This is a genomic window from uncultured Chryseobacterium sp., assembly GCF_913776365.1.
Lineage (GTDB): Bacteria > Bacteroidota > Bacteroidia > Flavobacteriales > Weeksellaceae > Chryseobacterium.
Genome location: NZ_CAJYMO010000088.1, coordinates 1 through 14,435, shown reverse-complemented (window position 1 = coordinate 14,435; position 14,435 = coordinate 1). Strand labels below are relative to the sequence as shown.

Genomic DNA, 14,435 nt, shown 5'->3' with positions numbered 1-14,435 from the left:
CGTTGTAGGTTACCGGGACATCCACAAAGGTGGTCCCGGAAGCAATGGTAACGGTTTGCGAAGTGGTGGCAAAATCGGTACCGGATACATTGATGGTGTAGGTGCCCGGTCCGTAGACATTGGATATGGGGATCCTTACCGTCCGGGTAGAGGCATAGCCTGTGGAGAACGTGGAATTCCCCTGGAAGGCAGCCCCGCCGCAGGTGAAGGTAAAAGGCACATAATACGGCACGGAAGCGAGGTCCAGGTTTCCGAAATTGCTGCCGACATTAAAAGTGGCCACTGTAGTGGACACCCCGGTAGAAATATTGATGCTGTTGATCTGAAGGGTGTTGGCCGTTCCGGTGGAGGTTCCGATAAGGGAAACAGTATATACGTTTCCGTTCAGGTAAGCCATACCCTGCATAGAAGCTACCGTTGCAGCGGGTCCGGTAATCAGGGCTGCCTTGGAGGCAACTCCGGTAGCAATGGCAATTTTATACAGATACCTGCCGCCACTATTGGGGGCATTGAGAAACATATAAATATGGTTCTCATAATCAAAAAATGTATCAGTACTGAAGGTAGTTCCGTTGGTCCAGTCGGCATCACCGGTAATCGCTAAGGTCGTTCCGGAAGGATAGATCGGATAGAGTGATTTGGTATTGGACTGGAATCCGTATACCCTTCCGAAATAGGTACCCGGTACATTGTTGGTCCCGATTCCGCCTATGGGTACTGTCGGGAGGGTAACTGCCGGGGTGATGGCAACATTGTTTTTATAAAGCACGCTGTTCGCCGGTGTATTGGAATGGATAAATACGATCGTCCCGGGATTGCCTCCGGGATTATCATACCCTACAGCGAGATTACTGATATCAGCCAAGTTTGTTGGTGCAGGCGAGGTAAGCGGTGCAGGGAGCGACGTTGTACCAGTAATCCCCGTAATGTCGTAAACGCGTCCTGTGGCGGCAAACGACAGATACAGCCTGTCAGCCTGTTGCGATCGGAATAAATGCGGCATGCAAAAAAATGCAAGAAGCAGTACTAAAAGATTAAATTTTTTCATAAAAAAAGGTGATTGTAGTACAAATATATAAAAAATCACCAAACAGTGTATTGCTTAATTGTTAAATATTATTCGCTAATGGCATGTATTAATTATATTTTTTTAAAAAATATTTATTATAATTACGATATTGATAACTTAAAAGTTATTGTGCATATGTTGGGAATATTAATGGTATAAGTAAAATTTATATTTTCATAAATGGTAAAAAGTCTGGAAAATGAGCAAATCAATAGTCTTGCGTCTTAACCGGTATAATGAGATAGCTGTATAGAATTTAAAAGAAAATGCTGATCCGGGATTACAACAGAATTCTAAAAAGTCTGTTTTTCAGAAATCTAATCCACAACAGCTACCATAAAGCAAAAGGTCAGCATCCTGTTTGATACACTTCCGATACACCAACATTAAAATTATAAATCATGGCTCAACTTAATGAATTCGACCATCCGGATTTTGTTCCCGAAAGAAAGACCTCTTCCATTATCAACCATGCGCTTGCCATGTATAAAGGCATTGCATTGTATGGAATCATAGCAATGCTTATATATATAACCGGTTCCTATATCATACAGAATGCAATAGGTTTCGATTCTGTAAAGATGCTTGATGAGATCCGAAGCAATGAAGGATATTATTCTGAATTCAATTATGGGGAAATTCCGGGATTCTCAACTTTCCTTACGTTATCAGGGATTTTTGTCCTGCTTTTATCTCCGCTGTATACCGGCCTTATTTTTATTGCAGCTAAGTACAATTACAGGATAAAAGCACGGTTCTCAGATCTTTTTATAGGATACCATAAGAATTTTATACAGATTATAATATACAGCATAATCGCCGGACTGCTATCGGGTTTTGCAGCCCTTTTCTGTTTCTTTCCGTTGCTTTTGGTATATCCTTTTTTGCTATCAGGATATGCGGTTTTGCTTTTCGAAGACGCATCAGCCATTGAAGCACTTAAAAGATCAGCAGCCCTGGCCCGGCAGAACTACGGAACTTTTCTGGCTGTTACCATAGTGGGAATGCTTATGTCATGGAGCGGGGTAGTGCTCTGTGGAATCGGGATTGTCTTAACGGCTCCTTTCTTTGCTGTGGTCACATATTCTGCCTACCGCGCATTTTCAGATAAGCCTGTAAAGATTTTATAGAAGATGAGTATCCGGGAAAAAGTGAGATAGAATATGCCCAACTGAAGTACACCCCCAATATGAATAAAAAACGGCCGTTTCATTTCGAGACGGCCGTTTTCAGATCAACTACTATATCATATTAAAATTCTATCTTCACTTCCAGTTTCTCTGCCAGAAGCTTTGAAATTTTTTCTTTTAGCGGTTCGATATCGATATTCTGCATCGCATCGTTTGCAAAGGCATACAATAATAAGGCCTGGGCTTCCTTTTTGGAGATTCCTCTGGCTCTCAGATAAAACAGTGCGTCCTCATTGAGCTGGCCTACCGTACATCCGTGGGAGCATTTTACATCGTCTGCAAAAATTTCCAGCTGCGGCTTCGTATCAATCTTCGCACCTTCACTCAGCAGCACATTGTTATTCTGCTGATAAGCATTGGTTTTTTGGGCAATCTTATCTACAAATACCTTTCCGTTGAAAACACCGTGTGAATTGCCGCTGAAAATTCCTTTATAATTCTGGTAGCTTTCGCAATTCGGGAAATTGTGGTGAACTGCCGTATGGTGGTCTACCAGCTGGTCTTTCCCGATAATGGTAATTCCGTTCATAAATGAATTGATATTCGATCCGTTATGAATGAAATCCAGATTATTCCTCACGATTTTTCCGCCAAAAGAAAAAGTATTTACCGTGGTCAGGCTGTCTTTTTCCTGTCTTGCAAACGTATTGTCAATCAGATAAGAAGTGTCGCTGTCGTTCTGAAGCTTATGCCAGTCGGCTTTTGCATTCGGATAGGTAAAAATTTCTGTTACGGAATTGGTCAGGACGTACGTACTGTCGAAATTATGATGACTTTCAATAATTTCCACTTTGGCACCCTCTTCTACAATCAGAAGGTTTCTCGTATTATAAAAGGTGTTCTCTTCCTGATTCTGGGAAATGTAAAAAATATGGATCGGTTTTTCGATCACTACATTTTTCGGAACTTTCAGAAAGAACCCATATTTGCAATAGGCCTGGTTCAGGTTGGTGAATGCAGAATCCCTGGAAGCAATAGTATTGAAATACTTTTCAAAAACATCTTTATGCTTTTCGTCGTTCAGGGCATAGTTGAAAGAAAGGAATTCAACATTCTCAATGGAAACCCTGGAAAGTTCCTTTCGAAGTTTACCGTTCACAAAAGTAATCCAGTCGAAATTCTCTTCTCCCAAGTGAAGCTGGTCCAGCTGCTCTTTGGTAATGTTATGGTTTTCTTTAGGAAAAAAACTGTAGGCTTTCTCAGTAATTTCCTTCAGGTTGGTATATCTGTATTCTTCGTCTTTTTTGGTAGGAAAACCGGCACTTTCAAATCTTTGAAGCGCTGCTTTGCGGTCATCGTCAAGAAATCGGTGACGAAGACTTTCCAGAAAAGCAGGATGGTTTTCTGTAATCTGTTCTTGTAATGCCATTACTGGTATATCTTTGGTTTGCACCATTTTTTTCTTTTTATTAGGCTGAAATTACGTTCATTCTACAGAATGGAATGTATCAGGTACGGAGATCGGTACTATTGCCTCTCATTCATTCCGTACCATTCTATTATTCTGGATTAGTTCAATAACCAGTCGTATCCCCTCTCCTCAAGTTCCAGTGCAAGGGATTTGTCTCCGGTCTTGATGATTTTTCCATTGGCCAGTACATGAACGAAATCAGGCTGGATATAGTTAAGCAGTCTCTGGTAATGGGTAATCAGAAGTACGGCATTCCCTTCATTCTTAAATGCATTGACACCGTCTGAAACAATTCTTAAGGCATCGATATCCAGGCCGGAATCGGTTTCGTCAAGAATGGCCAGTTTCGGATTAAGCATCATCATCTGGAAGATCTCATTCCTTTTTTTCTCCCCTCCGGAAAACCCTTCGTTCAGTGACCTTGAAAGGAAATCTTTCTTGATTCCCAACTTTTCAGACTTCTCCCGGATCAGGGCCAGCATTTCTTTTGCAGGCATATCTTCCAGTCCATTGGCTTTCCTGTTTTCATTCAGGGCAGCTTTGATGAAATTGGTTACTGATACGCCCGGTATTTCCACCGGATACTGGAAGGAAAGAAATACGCCTTTGTGTGCTCTTTCCTCAGGGGCATCCTCAATAATGTTTTCGCCGTCGAATATGATTTCCCCTTCGGTCACTTCATAATCTTCCTTTCCGGCGATGACAGAAGAAAGGGTAGATTTTCCCGCTCCGTTAGGTCCCATGATCGCATGAACTTCACCCGGCTTTATTTCAAGGTTAATTCCTTTTAAGATTTGTGCACCGTCTTCAATCCTAGCGTGCAAGTTTTTTATCTCTAACATATATTCAAATTTATCGCAAGGCTAGACTCAACCGTTTCTTTTATAACCCTAAACCATTAATTATAAAAGGACTATCCTGCAAATGAAATACTAATTTATTTTAAACATTAAGAATCTAAATTCTTTAATGCAAATTTGTCTTTTGGCTCAACCAAAAAATAATTGATCAATATCCGGTTCAAATCCTATCCTACAGAACCCTCCAATGAAATTTCCAGCAGTTTCTGGGCCTCAATGGCAAACTCCATCGGTAATTTGTTCAGTACTTCCTTACTGAATCCGTTCACGATCAGTGCAATGGCTCTTTCCGTATCAATTCCCCGCTGGTTGCAGTAGAAAATCTGGTCTTCCCCGATTTTTGAAGTGGTTGCCTCATGCTCCAGCTGGGCCGTAGGATCTTTGATCTCAATATAAGGGAAAGTATGGGCGCCGCATTCATTACCCATCAGCAAAGAGTCACATTGGGAGAAATTTCTCGCTCCTTTGGCAGACGGCATCACTTTTACAAGCCCTCTGTAGGAGTTTTGTGATTTTCCTGCAGAAATACCTTTGGAGATGATGGTAGATTTTGTGTTTCTTCCGATATGGATCATCTTGGTTCCGGTATCAGCATACTGATGGTTGTTGGTTACGGCAATGGAGTAAAACTCACCAATGGAACCATCCCCTTTCAGGATGCAGGAAGGATATTTCCAGGTAACGGCAGAACCGGTTTCCACCTGGGTCCAGGAAATCTTGGCTTTCCTTTCGCAAAGTCCTCTCTTCGTTACGAAATTGAAGACCCCGCCTTTTCCTTCTTCATTCCCCGGATACCAGTTCTGAACGGTTGAATATTTGATTTCTGCATTATCCAGCGCGATAAGCTCTACCACTGCTGCGTGCAATTGGTTCTCATCCCTGGACGGTGCTGTACAGCCTTCGAGGTAAGATACGTAGCTTCCTTCGTCAGCAATCACCAATGTTCTCTCAAACTGTCCGGTTCCGGCCTGGTTGATCCTGAAATAGGTAGAAAGCTCCATCGGGCATCTTACGCCTTTCGGGATATAGCAGAAGCTTCCGTCTGAGAATACGGCAGAATTTAAAGCAGCATAAAAATTATCGCCTCTCGGAACTACCTTACCTAAGTATTTTCTTACCAAATCCGGATGGTTTTTGATCGCTTCGGAAATAGAGCAGAAAATAATCCCCTTTTCAGCCAGTGTATCCTGAAAAGTAGTCTTCACGGAAACCGAGTCCATCACGATGTCTACGGCAACTCCGGAAAGCCTTTTCTGTTCTTCAATATTGATTCCCAGCTTGGCAAAGGTAGCCAGTAATTCCGGATCCACCTCATCAAGGCTTTCCAGCTCCGGCTTTACCTTCGGGGCTGCATAATAACGGATTGCCTGGAAATCGGGTTTCTCATATTTGATATTTGCCCAGTCCGGTTCTGCCATTTTCAGCCAGATTTTGAATGATTCCAGACGCCATTCCGTCATCCATTCGGGCTCTTCCTTTTTAGCGGAGATCGCCCGAATGATATCTTCGTTCAATCCGATGGGAAAATCTTCGTAATCGATTTTTGTTTCCCAGCCGAATTCGTATTTTTTATTTTCCAAATCGACTCTCAGGTCGTCTTCAGTATATTTACTCATATGTAATATTCAAAAAATTCAAAATTCGAAATTTGTTTTTTGAATTATTTTTATTTATCTGTTTTTATATTTTGAGCCTTTAAGATCACTGTTCTGTAAGTAAAATATAAAGCCCCCAATTTTTCTGCTTAGATCCGTTGTTTTATTTTTAAAACTTCGAATTTTTCATCTGAAATGAATTTTCTGTCTAAAATTCTACACAACTGTGATCTTGTTTCTCCACAGGATACTTTTGCAACATATAGAAACTGTATAAACCCTTTATTTCCATTTCTTTCAAAACCTTCAGCAATATTATCCATTACTGATCCCGATGATCCGTCAGTCTGATTGCCGGACGAAAGTTGTTTTTGAGACCGGAACCTTCTGTAATTTCATAAATATCATTACCAAGTGCTCTGGCAAGCTGCCATATCTCCAAAACTCCTGTAGGTCGCCAATACCTATTGAATTTTAAATCTTCAATTTTGAATTATAACGAAAAACTTTCTCCGCATCCGCAGGTTCTGGATGCGTTGGGATTGTTGAATACAAACCCTTTTCCGTTTAAACCTCCCGAATACTCAAGAGTAGTACCTGCTAAATAAAGGATGGATTTTTTGTCGATGATAATTTTAATATTATTATCTTCAAATACCTGGTCATTATCTGCTTTCTGGTTGTCAAACTTTAAAACATATTCTAAACCGGAACACCCTCCGCTCTTTACTCCAACCCGTATATAATCTTCTACAGGATTGAAGCCTTCTTCTGTCATCAGCTGAACAGCTTTTGACTTTGCATGGTCTGATACTTTTATCATTGTATTTATTTAGAATGATTTAATAGTGCAAAAATACGAACAATAATCAGTATATAAAAATCAGCGATTTTATTTTATCGATTTTTATTATTGATACGCCTGAATTGAGAATCCTTCTACCCTGGTTGATGGGAGCCGGGCTGTAAAAATCTGAATAAAACGGATATGGACGGAATTGATTCAGCTTATAGATTGCTGATAATAAAAAATCAATCAAATATCCTGGAAATAATCCTGGACTTGCTTCATATTGCCGTTTATCCTTTTTAACTTTGATCTTCTTTTAAAATCAAACTGTAAATTACCTTTATAATGAAAAAACTGGGATTGATTGCTTTTGTTTTACTGGTGCAGACTTCTTTTGCACAGGTAAACAGATTTGTATATCAGGTGACCATGAAGCCTGATGCTGCCGATAAAAACAGTACCAAAACTGAAAATGCCTATCTGGATATTTCTCCGGAAAAATCTTTTTTTTATTCTGAAAACAGGATCAAGAGGGATTCTGTGATGAAAGCCACTTTCCAGAGCGGCGGGGCAAGAGGATTTAACCGCCAGCAGATGGAAGGGCTGCGGTCCAGTATCAATTATTCCATCGAGAAAGATAAAAAAGCCCAAAAAACCGTATTCAAGGACAGGATCGGCCGGGATGTGTATACCTATGAAGAAGACCGCCCGCTGAACTGGAAAATAGCTTCCGAAACAAGAAAAATCGGCGACTACAAGGTGCAGAAGGCGGAAACAGATTTCGGAGGCCGGAAATGGACGGTCTGGTTCACCACCGATCTGCCTTATCAGGACGGACCCTATAAATTCGGAGGGCTACCGGGGCTGATTGTTAAAGCGGAGGATGAGAAAGGCGATTATTCTTTCGACCTGATGAAAAACTATAAAATTGAGGATTTTCCCGCCCTGAACCAGTTCGGAAATACCATTAAAGTAAAAAGAGACGATTATGTGAAGCAGCAGAAGAAATACAGCGAAGATCCTATGGCCTTCATGTCTCAGGGCGGTGGCGGCCCTTCAGCTCCGATGCGGATAGGGGGCAACCAGAATCCGGCTGAAATGAGGAAGAGAATGGAGGAGAGAATAAAGGAAGAAGCCAAAAATAACAGCAATCCGATAGAACTCCAGTAAGATAAACCATAAAATCCCTGAAGAATAATGATCTTCAGGGATTTTTTTTATGTGTACAGAGATTTTATTTCAGCAACTGATCAAAAGTATTCCCTTGTCTGATATCTCCGGTTTCATAGCCTTTCATAAACCATTCTTTACGTTGCGCTGATGATCCGTGGGTAAAGCTTTCCTGGTTTACGTAACCCTGTGATCTTTTCTGGATGTTATCGTCTCCGACAGCTTCAGCAGCACTTATGGCTGCATCAATATCGCCCGGTTCCAGAATATGCTCCCTTGCATCGGTCTGTTTCGCCCATACGCCGGCATAGAAATCGGCCTGAAGCTCGGTAGCAACGGAAATCCTGTTCATTGCTGCTTCGGAATACCGGCCGCTTCTCCTGTATTCATCTACCTGTTGGGTAGTTCCCAGTAAGGTCTGGACGTGATGTCCCATCTCATGAGCCATTACATAAGCAATACTGAATTCGGTTACCTTAGCGCCAAATTGTGACTGCAGTTCTTTGAAAAAGCTCATGTCCATATAAACTGACTGGTCTGCAGGACAATAAAAAGGTCCCATGGCAGACTGTGCCGTGCCGCACCCGGATTGGGTGGTATTTTCAAAAAGAATAACCTTTGCCGGCTCATACTTCATCCCGTTCTCTGCAAATATTTTAGTCCATGTCTGTTCATTTTCTGCAGTCACCATCTCAACAAATTCCCTCACTTTAAGTTCATCATTGTTCAATTGCCGCTGTTCGGTTCTTGGAGAACCGGAACCGGAACCGGATAATACGGCGGAAGGATCACCGCCCAGAAAAAATACGATTGCCGCAATGATAAGGGTTCCAAGGCCACCGCCTACCACTGCGCCGCCGCCAAGGCCGCGCCGGTCTTCCACATTGCCGCTTCTGTCGTCAGTCCATCTCATAGTTTAATTTTTTATATAGGTAAATTTAAAATTATTATCCAAGTAATAATTACTTTTGTAAAAAATTATGCCAAAGTGAGAAGAATTAAACAGATCTCTTTCATCATCTTAGCGACAACACTGTGCGCCTGCAGCTACAAGGAAGAGAAAGAAGACGAAGTAAAAAACGTAGATAAAAAAGCTTCGATAGAAACGGAACTTTCCGTTCAGCATGCCGGTGCCTCAGATATCCTGATTACCAGGCATAAAGTATGGAAAGACCACAAGCTTTTCAGGGAAATCATAAAAAGGGATACCCTTCCTGCCCTGGGCGATTCCCTGCAGATGGTGGAGGATGAAAACGGAAACGAGCAACATGCGCTTGTGAAAAAAGATTATGAATTTTATATTACCGTCCAGTAGCATGAAAAAATCAGGTTCCATCAAACTGCTTTTCGTCACGGGGATACTTGCGGCCTGTTCGCAGGAGAAACCCAAGGATCAGTGGAAAAATGAAAAAAAGGTGTACATGAGATCGGATACTACGGCGTCGTATTCAAGGACACATGGTTTCCTGCCGGGCTTTTTTCTCTACCATGCTTTCCGTCCGTATGGTGCATACAGTAACGGTGCCTACAGCAGAACGGGGTATTACAGTGATGCCATCAGTGCAAAGTCAAACATCGGGAGAAGTACCTATAAAGGTAAAGTCGTAAGAGGCGGATTGGGCAGAAGCGGTTTCCGGGCATCATCATAACTACAGCATGAAAAGAATACCTTCACCACAACGTAAAGACTGGGAACATAAGCTCGAAAAACTGGGATTCGGTTATCATTCCCTGGAAGGGCTGTACTGGGACGAAAGCCATTACTATGAATTTTCCATGGACGAAATCAATATCATTGAATCGGCGACTGCTGAACTCTGGCAGATGTGCCTGGAAGCGGTGGATTACGTTATCGAAAAAAATCTGTGGCACCGGTTCAGCATCCCGGAATATTTCAGGGATTATATCGTAACCAGCTGGGAAGAAGATCATCCGTCAATTTACGGAAGATTTGATTTCGGTTTCGACGGTAACAACCTTAAACTGCTTGAATTCAATGCCGATACGCCTACTTCCCTCTATGAAGCCTCCGTTATCCAGTGGTATTGGCTGCAGGAAATGTTTCCGGAGAAAGACCAGTTCAATTCGATCCATGAGAAGCTTGTGGACTACTGGAAGTACCTTACTGCCTACATGAATCCGCGTCATATCTATTTTGCTTCACTTACCAATATCGAGGATGTCACCAACATTGAATACATCAGGGACTGTGCTACGCAGGCGGGTTTTGATACGGAGTTTATTCCCATTCAGGATATCGGCTGGGCAGAGGAAATTGAAGAGTTTATTTCCGGAGACCGGTCCGTTATGGAATATATCTTTAAGCTGTATCCTTATGAATGGATCATGGAAGACGGCTTTGCAGAAAAGCTGGTAAAGAACGGCTTCCGCTCACAATGGATAGAGCCGGCCTGGAAAATCCTGCTGTCATCAAAAGCCATTCTGCCTGTACTCTGGGAAATGTATCCCGGCCATCCTTATCTGCTGGAAGCTTACTTTGAATCGAAACACCTCAGGGATTTTGCTAAAAAACCGGTGTATTCCCGGGAAGGAGCCAATGTTGCCCTGTACCGGAATAATATTCCTGTGGAAGCGAACAAAGGTGAATACGGCAAAGAAGGATTCATTTACCAGCAGCTGTTTACCCTTCCTGACTATAACGGCAATTTTCCTGTTATCGGAAGCTGGGTAATCGGGCAGGAACCGGCCGGTATCGGGATCAGGGAGAGTGTCCGTCTCATTACCAATAACGAGAGCCGGTTTGTCCCTCACCTGATCAGCGGTTAAGCCTGTTTTTCTTCAGCCAGAATGACGTGGACTGATAATCCGCAACAGTTTCGTCCACCAACTTCTTATTTTTATTCTGTACAGCGATGTTTTTTACCGCAATCTCATCAAAGTACAGGTTGAATTCCGGCTGAAGCGCATTTTTTTGCTGCTTCAGTTCATACTGGCGTATCTTCCTCAACGGGGAAATTACCGTAAGATGGTTATCCTGGATGAGTCCGAGGTCCTGATACGTGGCAATATAAGCTTTAGGCTCGAAGTTTTTGCCGAAAACATCCTGTCCCAGAAACTCAGACCGGTAATTGAAATGCAGCAGACCGAAGAGGGTGGGCATGATATCGATCTGTGACATGGTCTGTGTAAACTTCTGAGGCCGGATAAAACCTTCCGAGAAGATCATGGCCGGAATCCTGTACTTATCCATAGGAAGCTCTACTTTTCCGGCACTGGAAGCACAATGGTCTGCCACGATTACGAATACGGTATTCCTGTACCAGCGCTGCTTTTCAGCCATCTTAAAAAACTGATGGAGGGCATAATCGGTATATTTTACGCCGCCCTCCCTGGATTTGGCATCCCCCGGAATATCAATCCTTCCTGCGGGATAGGTAAAAGGCCGGTGGTTGGAGACCGTCATCCAGTGATTGAAGAATGGCATACCGGATTTTGCTTCCGCATTCATGGTCTGTATCGCTTTTTTTGCCATGTCTTCATCCGCCACCCCCCAGACGTTGGCAAAGGTGATTTCTTCAGGTTTAAAACTATTCCGGTCTACAATACCATAGCCGTTACCGGCAAAAAAATCCTGCATATTGTCGAAATAACTGTATCCTCCGTACAGGAACTTTACATCATACCCTTTCGACCTGAACACACTTCCGGTAGTGAATTTATTTTTATTATTTTCCCTTTTGATGATGCTTTCACCGGCGGTGGGCGGAATGCACAGGGTAAGGGCTTCCAATCCGCGTACCGTACGGTTTCCCGTTGCATACAGGTTGGTGAAGAGGAGGGAACGGTTCGCCAGGCTGTCCAGAAAAGGGGTCAGCTTCTGGGTATTTCCGTAATGTTCCATAAAATCGGCGGAAAGGCTTTCCACGGAAATCAGGACTACGTTTTTTTTCTGTTCCGGCTGCCCGGAAACAATATTCCGCTCCAGGTTATGCCCGGTAAACTGGCTGAGGAAATTCTTTTCCGCTTTTTTTTCATTCATGACGGGATAGAACCGGAAATAATCCAGTTCATTATGGGTAAAGGCCCAGTAAAACCTGGGAAGGCCGTTCGCTTCGATTTCTGACTCGAAAATATTGGAAGACCTGATTCCGGTGGTAAAATTCAGTCCGACGAATCCGGCAACAACAGCAATGATAAAAGCCCCTCCCAGTACAAGTTTCTGTTTCAGATCCGGAAGCTGCAGCAGTCCCGATTGTGTTTTCCTGTAAATGAAGACCGTAACAAGAACCGCAACTGCGAGAATAGCTGAAAACAGCGGGATGACAGGATAGCTCTCCATGATGTTTCCAATGACTTCATTGGTATAGATGAGGTAGTCTACGGCGATAAAGTTATACCGGAGCCCGAATTCGTTGTAAAAAAAATATTCGCTCACGGCATTAAAAATGATGACGAGGACATACAGGAAAAGGGTAATAAAATATAATATATTCCTTATCTTCAGGCGTTTGTGCGGCAGGAACAGCATCAGGCCGAAGCACAGGGTCTTAAGGCCTACAAAAGCGAGGGCTATTTCTGCTACAGAACCTCCATATTGTTTGAAGATGTTATTCGGGACAAGAAGGATATAAAGGAAAAACAGCACCAGAATTCCCAGAATGGCCGGCCCGTAAGGCTTTTTATATTTTGATTCCGACAAAAACAGAAGGTAAAGTGCCAGCACTATCGAAACTAAGATAAACACAAACAGATCATTTGCAATGCCGGTCAGTAGGATTTTAGACATTTCTACAAATCCGAAGCTTACCGTAGTAATCGGATGAAAGAGAAAAACGATACGGAGGATCAGAGAAATGGTAAGATAAAAAATTCCCAGATACAGGAAAGGTTTTATTCGCTGGAATGACATGGATATTCAATAGGTATTAATACCTGCAAATTTAACAGAGAATACATTCTATAGATATGAACATCGCAATATCCCGGTAAATATTATGAATTTTATAATATTTTAAAAAAAAATTAAAAGATATGGTATTCCTCATCCTTTGCGGAATACCGGACAAATAAAGCAGGGACTGTACGAAACAGTCCCTGGTATTCTATTAAATGTTAAAAAGTGTTAAATTAAGAATGCCCGAATCCGATATTCCCTTTTTTACCGGACAGGTTTTTTCTGAAGTCAATCATTCTTAATGCCGTAACGGCAGCTTCCACTCCTTTATTACCCAGATCGCCGCCGCTTCTTGCAACGGACTGTTCTTTGGTATCATCCGTAAGAACGCAGAATATGGTTGGAGTGTCGGTTAAGATATTGCAGTCTTTGATTCCCTGGGCTACGGCGGAACATACATAATCAAAATGCGGGGTTTCGCCGCGGATCACGCACCCGATGGAGATGACGGCATCATACTTACGTTCCTTGCAGAGCTGCATGCTGGCATAACTGAGTTCAAAAGCGCCCGGCACAGGAAAGAGCCTGATGTTCTCCGGTTTCACACCTTCTTTATGAAGGATTTCCAGGGCTGCATCCCGCAGGTTATAGGTTACAAAATCATTCCACTCAGAAAAAACAATGCCGATAGAAAACTCATCGGCATTGGTTATATGAAGTGGCTTGTAATCGGAAAGATTAACTGTTGCCATTATTTAGAAGTATTTAGTCATTTCAATATAAGAATCAGACATTCCGTTGTCATAATCCTGGTATTTTTCATCGATGGTAGCAAAATATTTTTTAGCTTCTGCCTTTTTATTCATTCCCAAAGCCAGAAGACCGGCTTTTCTGGTGAAAAAATACGTCGTATACGGATCATCGGAAGCAGAGGCTGCTTTGTCCAGCAATTGCAGCGCATCATCATTTTTATTAAGCCCGGACTGTGCATCTGCCATTGCCCCGAACTTCATTGCCATGATCGTTTTGTTATCGGAAGAAAATTTGTCCAGAAGATCGTAAGCTTCCTGAAATTTTCCTTCCTTGAATTTCAGCAATCCGGCATTGTATGCAGAAAGTTTACCGACATTGGTTCCTGAATATTCATCGTAAGTCCCAAGGAATCCCGGGTTGGCTGCAGACTTTCCTCCCAGTGCTTCTTTATCTTTTCCTTCTGCCAGGTATTTCTGCGCAGTCAGGAAACTTTTTACAGCTTCAGCATTTTTAGGAGCTACAACAAACTGTTTGTAACCGAAGAATCCCAGAACGCCTAAAATAAGCAGTCCGAAAACAATACCCAGCGGTTTTGAATATTTCTCAAGAAATCTTTCCGTATTTAAAGCTTCCCTGTCAAGATCTTTAAAAAACTCCACTGTTTCTTTACCTTCTTGCCCGTCCTGAGCATTCTTTGTAATTTTTGCCATAAATTGTTAAAAATTGAAATGCAAATTTAATT

The 14,435-nt window shown here is 42.4% G+C and carries 14 protein-coding genes and 1 pseudogene; 5 read left to right on the top strand and 10 right to left on the bottom strand.

All coding sequences use genetic code 11. The features are described from left to right. A partial coding sequence (locus QZ735_RS04545) for a hypothetical protein (protein ID WP_294244806.1) occupies positions 1 to 1,003 on the bottom strand: 1,003 nt, incomplete at its 3' end. A 467-nt stretch (positions 1,004 to 1,470) separates the two neighbouring features. Here QZ735_RS04545 and QZ735_RS04540 point away from each other — a divergent pair. Continuing rightward, the gene (locus QZ735_RS04540) at positions 1,471 to 2,199 is read left to right on the top strand and encodes a beta-carotene 15,15'-monooxygenase (RefSeq protein WP_294244804.1); all 729 of its coding nucleotides are present in this window, start codon (positions 1,471 to 1,473) and stop codon (positions 2,197 to 2,199) included. Positions 2,200 to 2,320: 121 nt separating this feature from the next. On the opposite strand, the gene sufD is transcribed toward QZ735_RS04540, so the two are convergent. The 5 genes and pseudogenes from sufD to QZ735_RS04515 all read right to left on the bottom strand — a co-directional run bounded on the left by sufD (position 2,321) and on the right by QZ735_RS04515 (position 6,948). After that, positions 2,321 to 3,628 carry a Fe-S cluster assembly protein SufD gene (gene sufD / locus QZ735_RS04535; RefSeq protein ID WP_294244802.1) on the bottom strand — a complete coding sequence of 436 codons (1,308 nt, stop codon included), beginning with the start codon at positions 3,626 to 3,628 and terminating at the stop codon, positions 2,321 to 2,323. A 140-nt stretch (positions 3,629 to 3,768) separates the two neighbouring features. Further along, a complete protein-coding gene (sufC, locus tag QZ735_RS04530) occupies positions 3,769 to 4,512 on the bottom strand; it encodes a Fe-S cluster assembly ATPase SufC (RefSeq protein WP_294244799.1) in 744 nt (247 codons plus the stop codon). Between the two features lie 185 nt (positions 4,513 to 4,697). Further along, entirely contained in the window at positions 4,698 to 6,146 is a 1,449-nt protein-coding gene (sufB, locus tag QZ735_RS04525; RefSeq protein WP_294244797.1) for a Fe-S cluster assembly protein SufB, read from the bottom strand. A gap of 54 nt (positions 6,147 to 6,200) precedes the next feature. Beyond that, a pseudogene (locus QZ735_RS04520) lies at positions 6,201 to 6,612 on the bottom strand (four helix bundle protein). Between the two features lie 6 nt (positions 6,613 to 6,618). Continuing rightward, positions 6,619 to 6,948 (bottom strand): iron-sulfur cluster assembly accessory protein, encoded by a 330-nt coding sequence (locus QZ735_RS04515; protein ID WP_294244795.1) that lies wholly within the window; start codon positions 6,946 to 6,948, stop codon positions 6,619 to 6,621. A gap of 312 nt (positions 6,949 to 7,260) precedes the next feature. On the opposite strand from QZ735_RS04515, the gene QZ735_RS04510 reads away from it, so the two are divergent. Beyond that, entirely contained in the window at positions 7,261 to 8,085 is an 825-nt protein-coding gene (locus QZ735_RS04510; RefSeq protein WP_294244793.1) for a GLPGLI family protein, read from the top strand. Between the two features lie 64 nt (positions 8,086 to 8,149). On the opposite strand, the gene QZ735_RS04505 is transcribed toward QZ735_RS04510, so the two are convergent. Further along, on the bottom strand, positions 8,150 to 8,998 hold the full coding sequence (locus QZ735_RS04505; RefSeq protein ID WP_294244790.1) for a neutral zinc metallopeptidase: 849 nt from the start codon (positions 8,996 to 8,998) through the stop codon (positions 8,150 to 8,152). Between the two features lie 75 nt (positions 8,999 to 9,073). Between QZ735_RS04505 and QZ735_RS04500 the strand changes: the two genes are divergently transcribed. The 3 genes from QZ735_RS04500 to QZ735_RS04490 are packed head-to-tail and all read left to right on the top strand — an operon-like array spanning position 9,074 to position 10,872. Continuing rightward, a complete protein-coding gene (locus QZ735_RS04500) occupies positions 9,074 to 9,400 on the top strand; it encodes a hypothetical protein (RefSeq protein ID WP_294244786.1) in 327 nt (108 codons plus the stop codon). 1 nt (position 9,401) lies between these two features. After that, positions 9,402 to 9,734: a hypothetical protein gene (locus QZ735_RS04495; RefSeq protein WP_294244784.1), complete on the top strand. Its 333-nt coding sequence runs from the start codon at positions 9,402 to 9,404 to the stop codon at positions 9,732 to 9,734. A 7-nt stretch (positions 9,735 to 9,741) separates the two neighbouring features. After that, on the top strand, positions 9,742 to 10,872 hold the full coding sequence (locus QZ735_RS04490) for a glutathionylspermidine synthase family protein (protein WP_294244780.1): 1,131 nt from the start codon (positions 9,742 to 9,744) through the stop codon (positions 10,870 to 10,872). Here the strand turns inward: QZ735_RS04490 and QZ735_RS04485 are convergent. From QZ735_RS04485 to QZ735_RS04475, 3 genes are all read right to left on the bottom strand, one after another. Further along, positions 10,862 to 12,955, bottom strand: a complete 2,094-nt coding sequence (locus tag QZ735_RS04485; RefSeq protein ID WP_294244777.1) for an LTA synthase family protein — start codon at positions 12,953 to 12,955, stop codon at positions 10,862 to 10,864. The genes QZ735_RS04490 and QZ735_RS04485 overlap by 11 nt on opposite strands. Before the next feature lie 218 nt (positions 12,956 to 13,173). Beyond that, positions 13,174 to 13,692 (bottom strand): 6,7-dimethyl-8-ribityllumazine synthase, encoded by a 519-nt coding sequence (ribH, locus tag QZ735_RS04480; RefSeq protein WP_294244773.1) that lies wholly within the window; start codon positions 13,690 to 13,692, stop codon positions 13,174 to 13,176. Positions 13,693 to 13,695: 3 nt separating this feature from the next. Next, positions 13,696 to 14,403, bottom strand: a complete 708-nt coding sequence (locus tag QZ735_RS04475; protein WP_294244771.1) for a tetratricopeptide repeat protein — start codon at positions 14,401 to 14,403, stop codon at positions 13,696 to 13,698. Positions 14,404 to 14,435 lie beyond the last annotated feature (32 nt).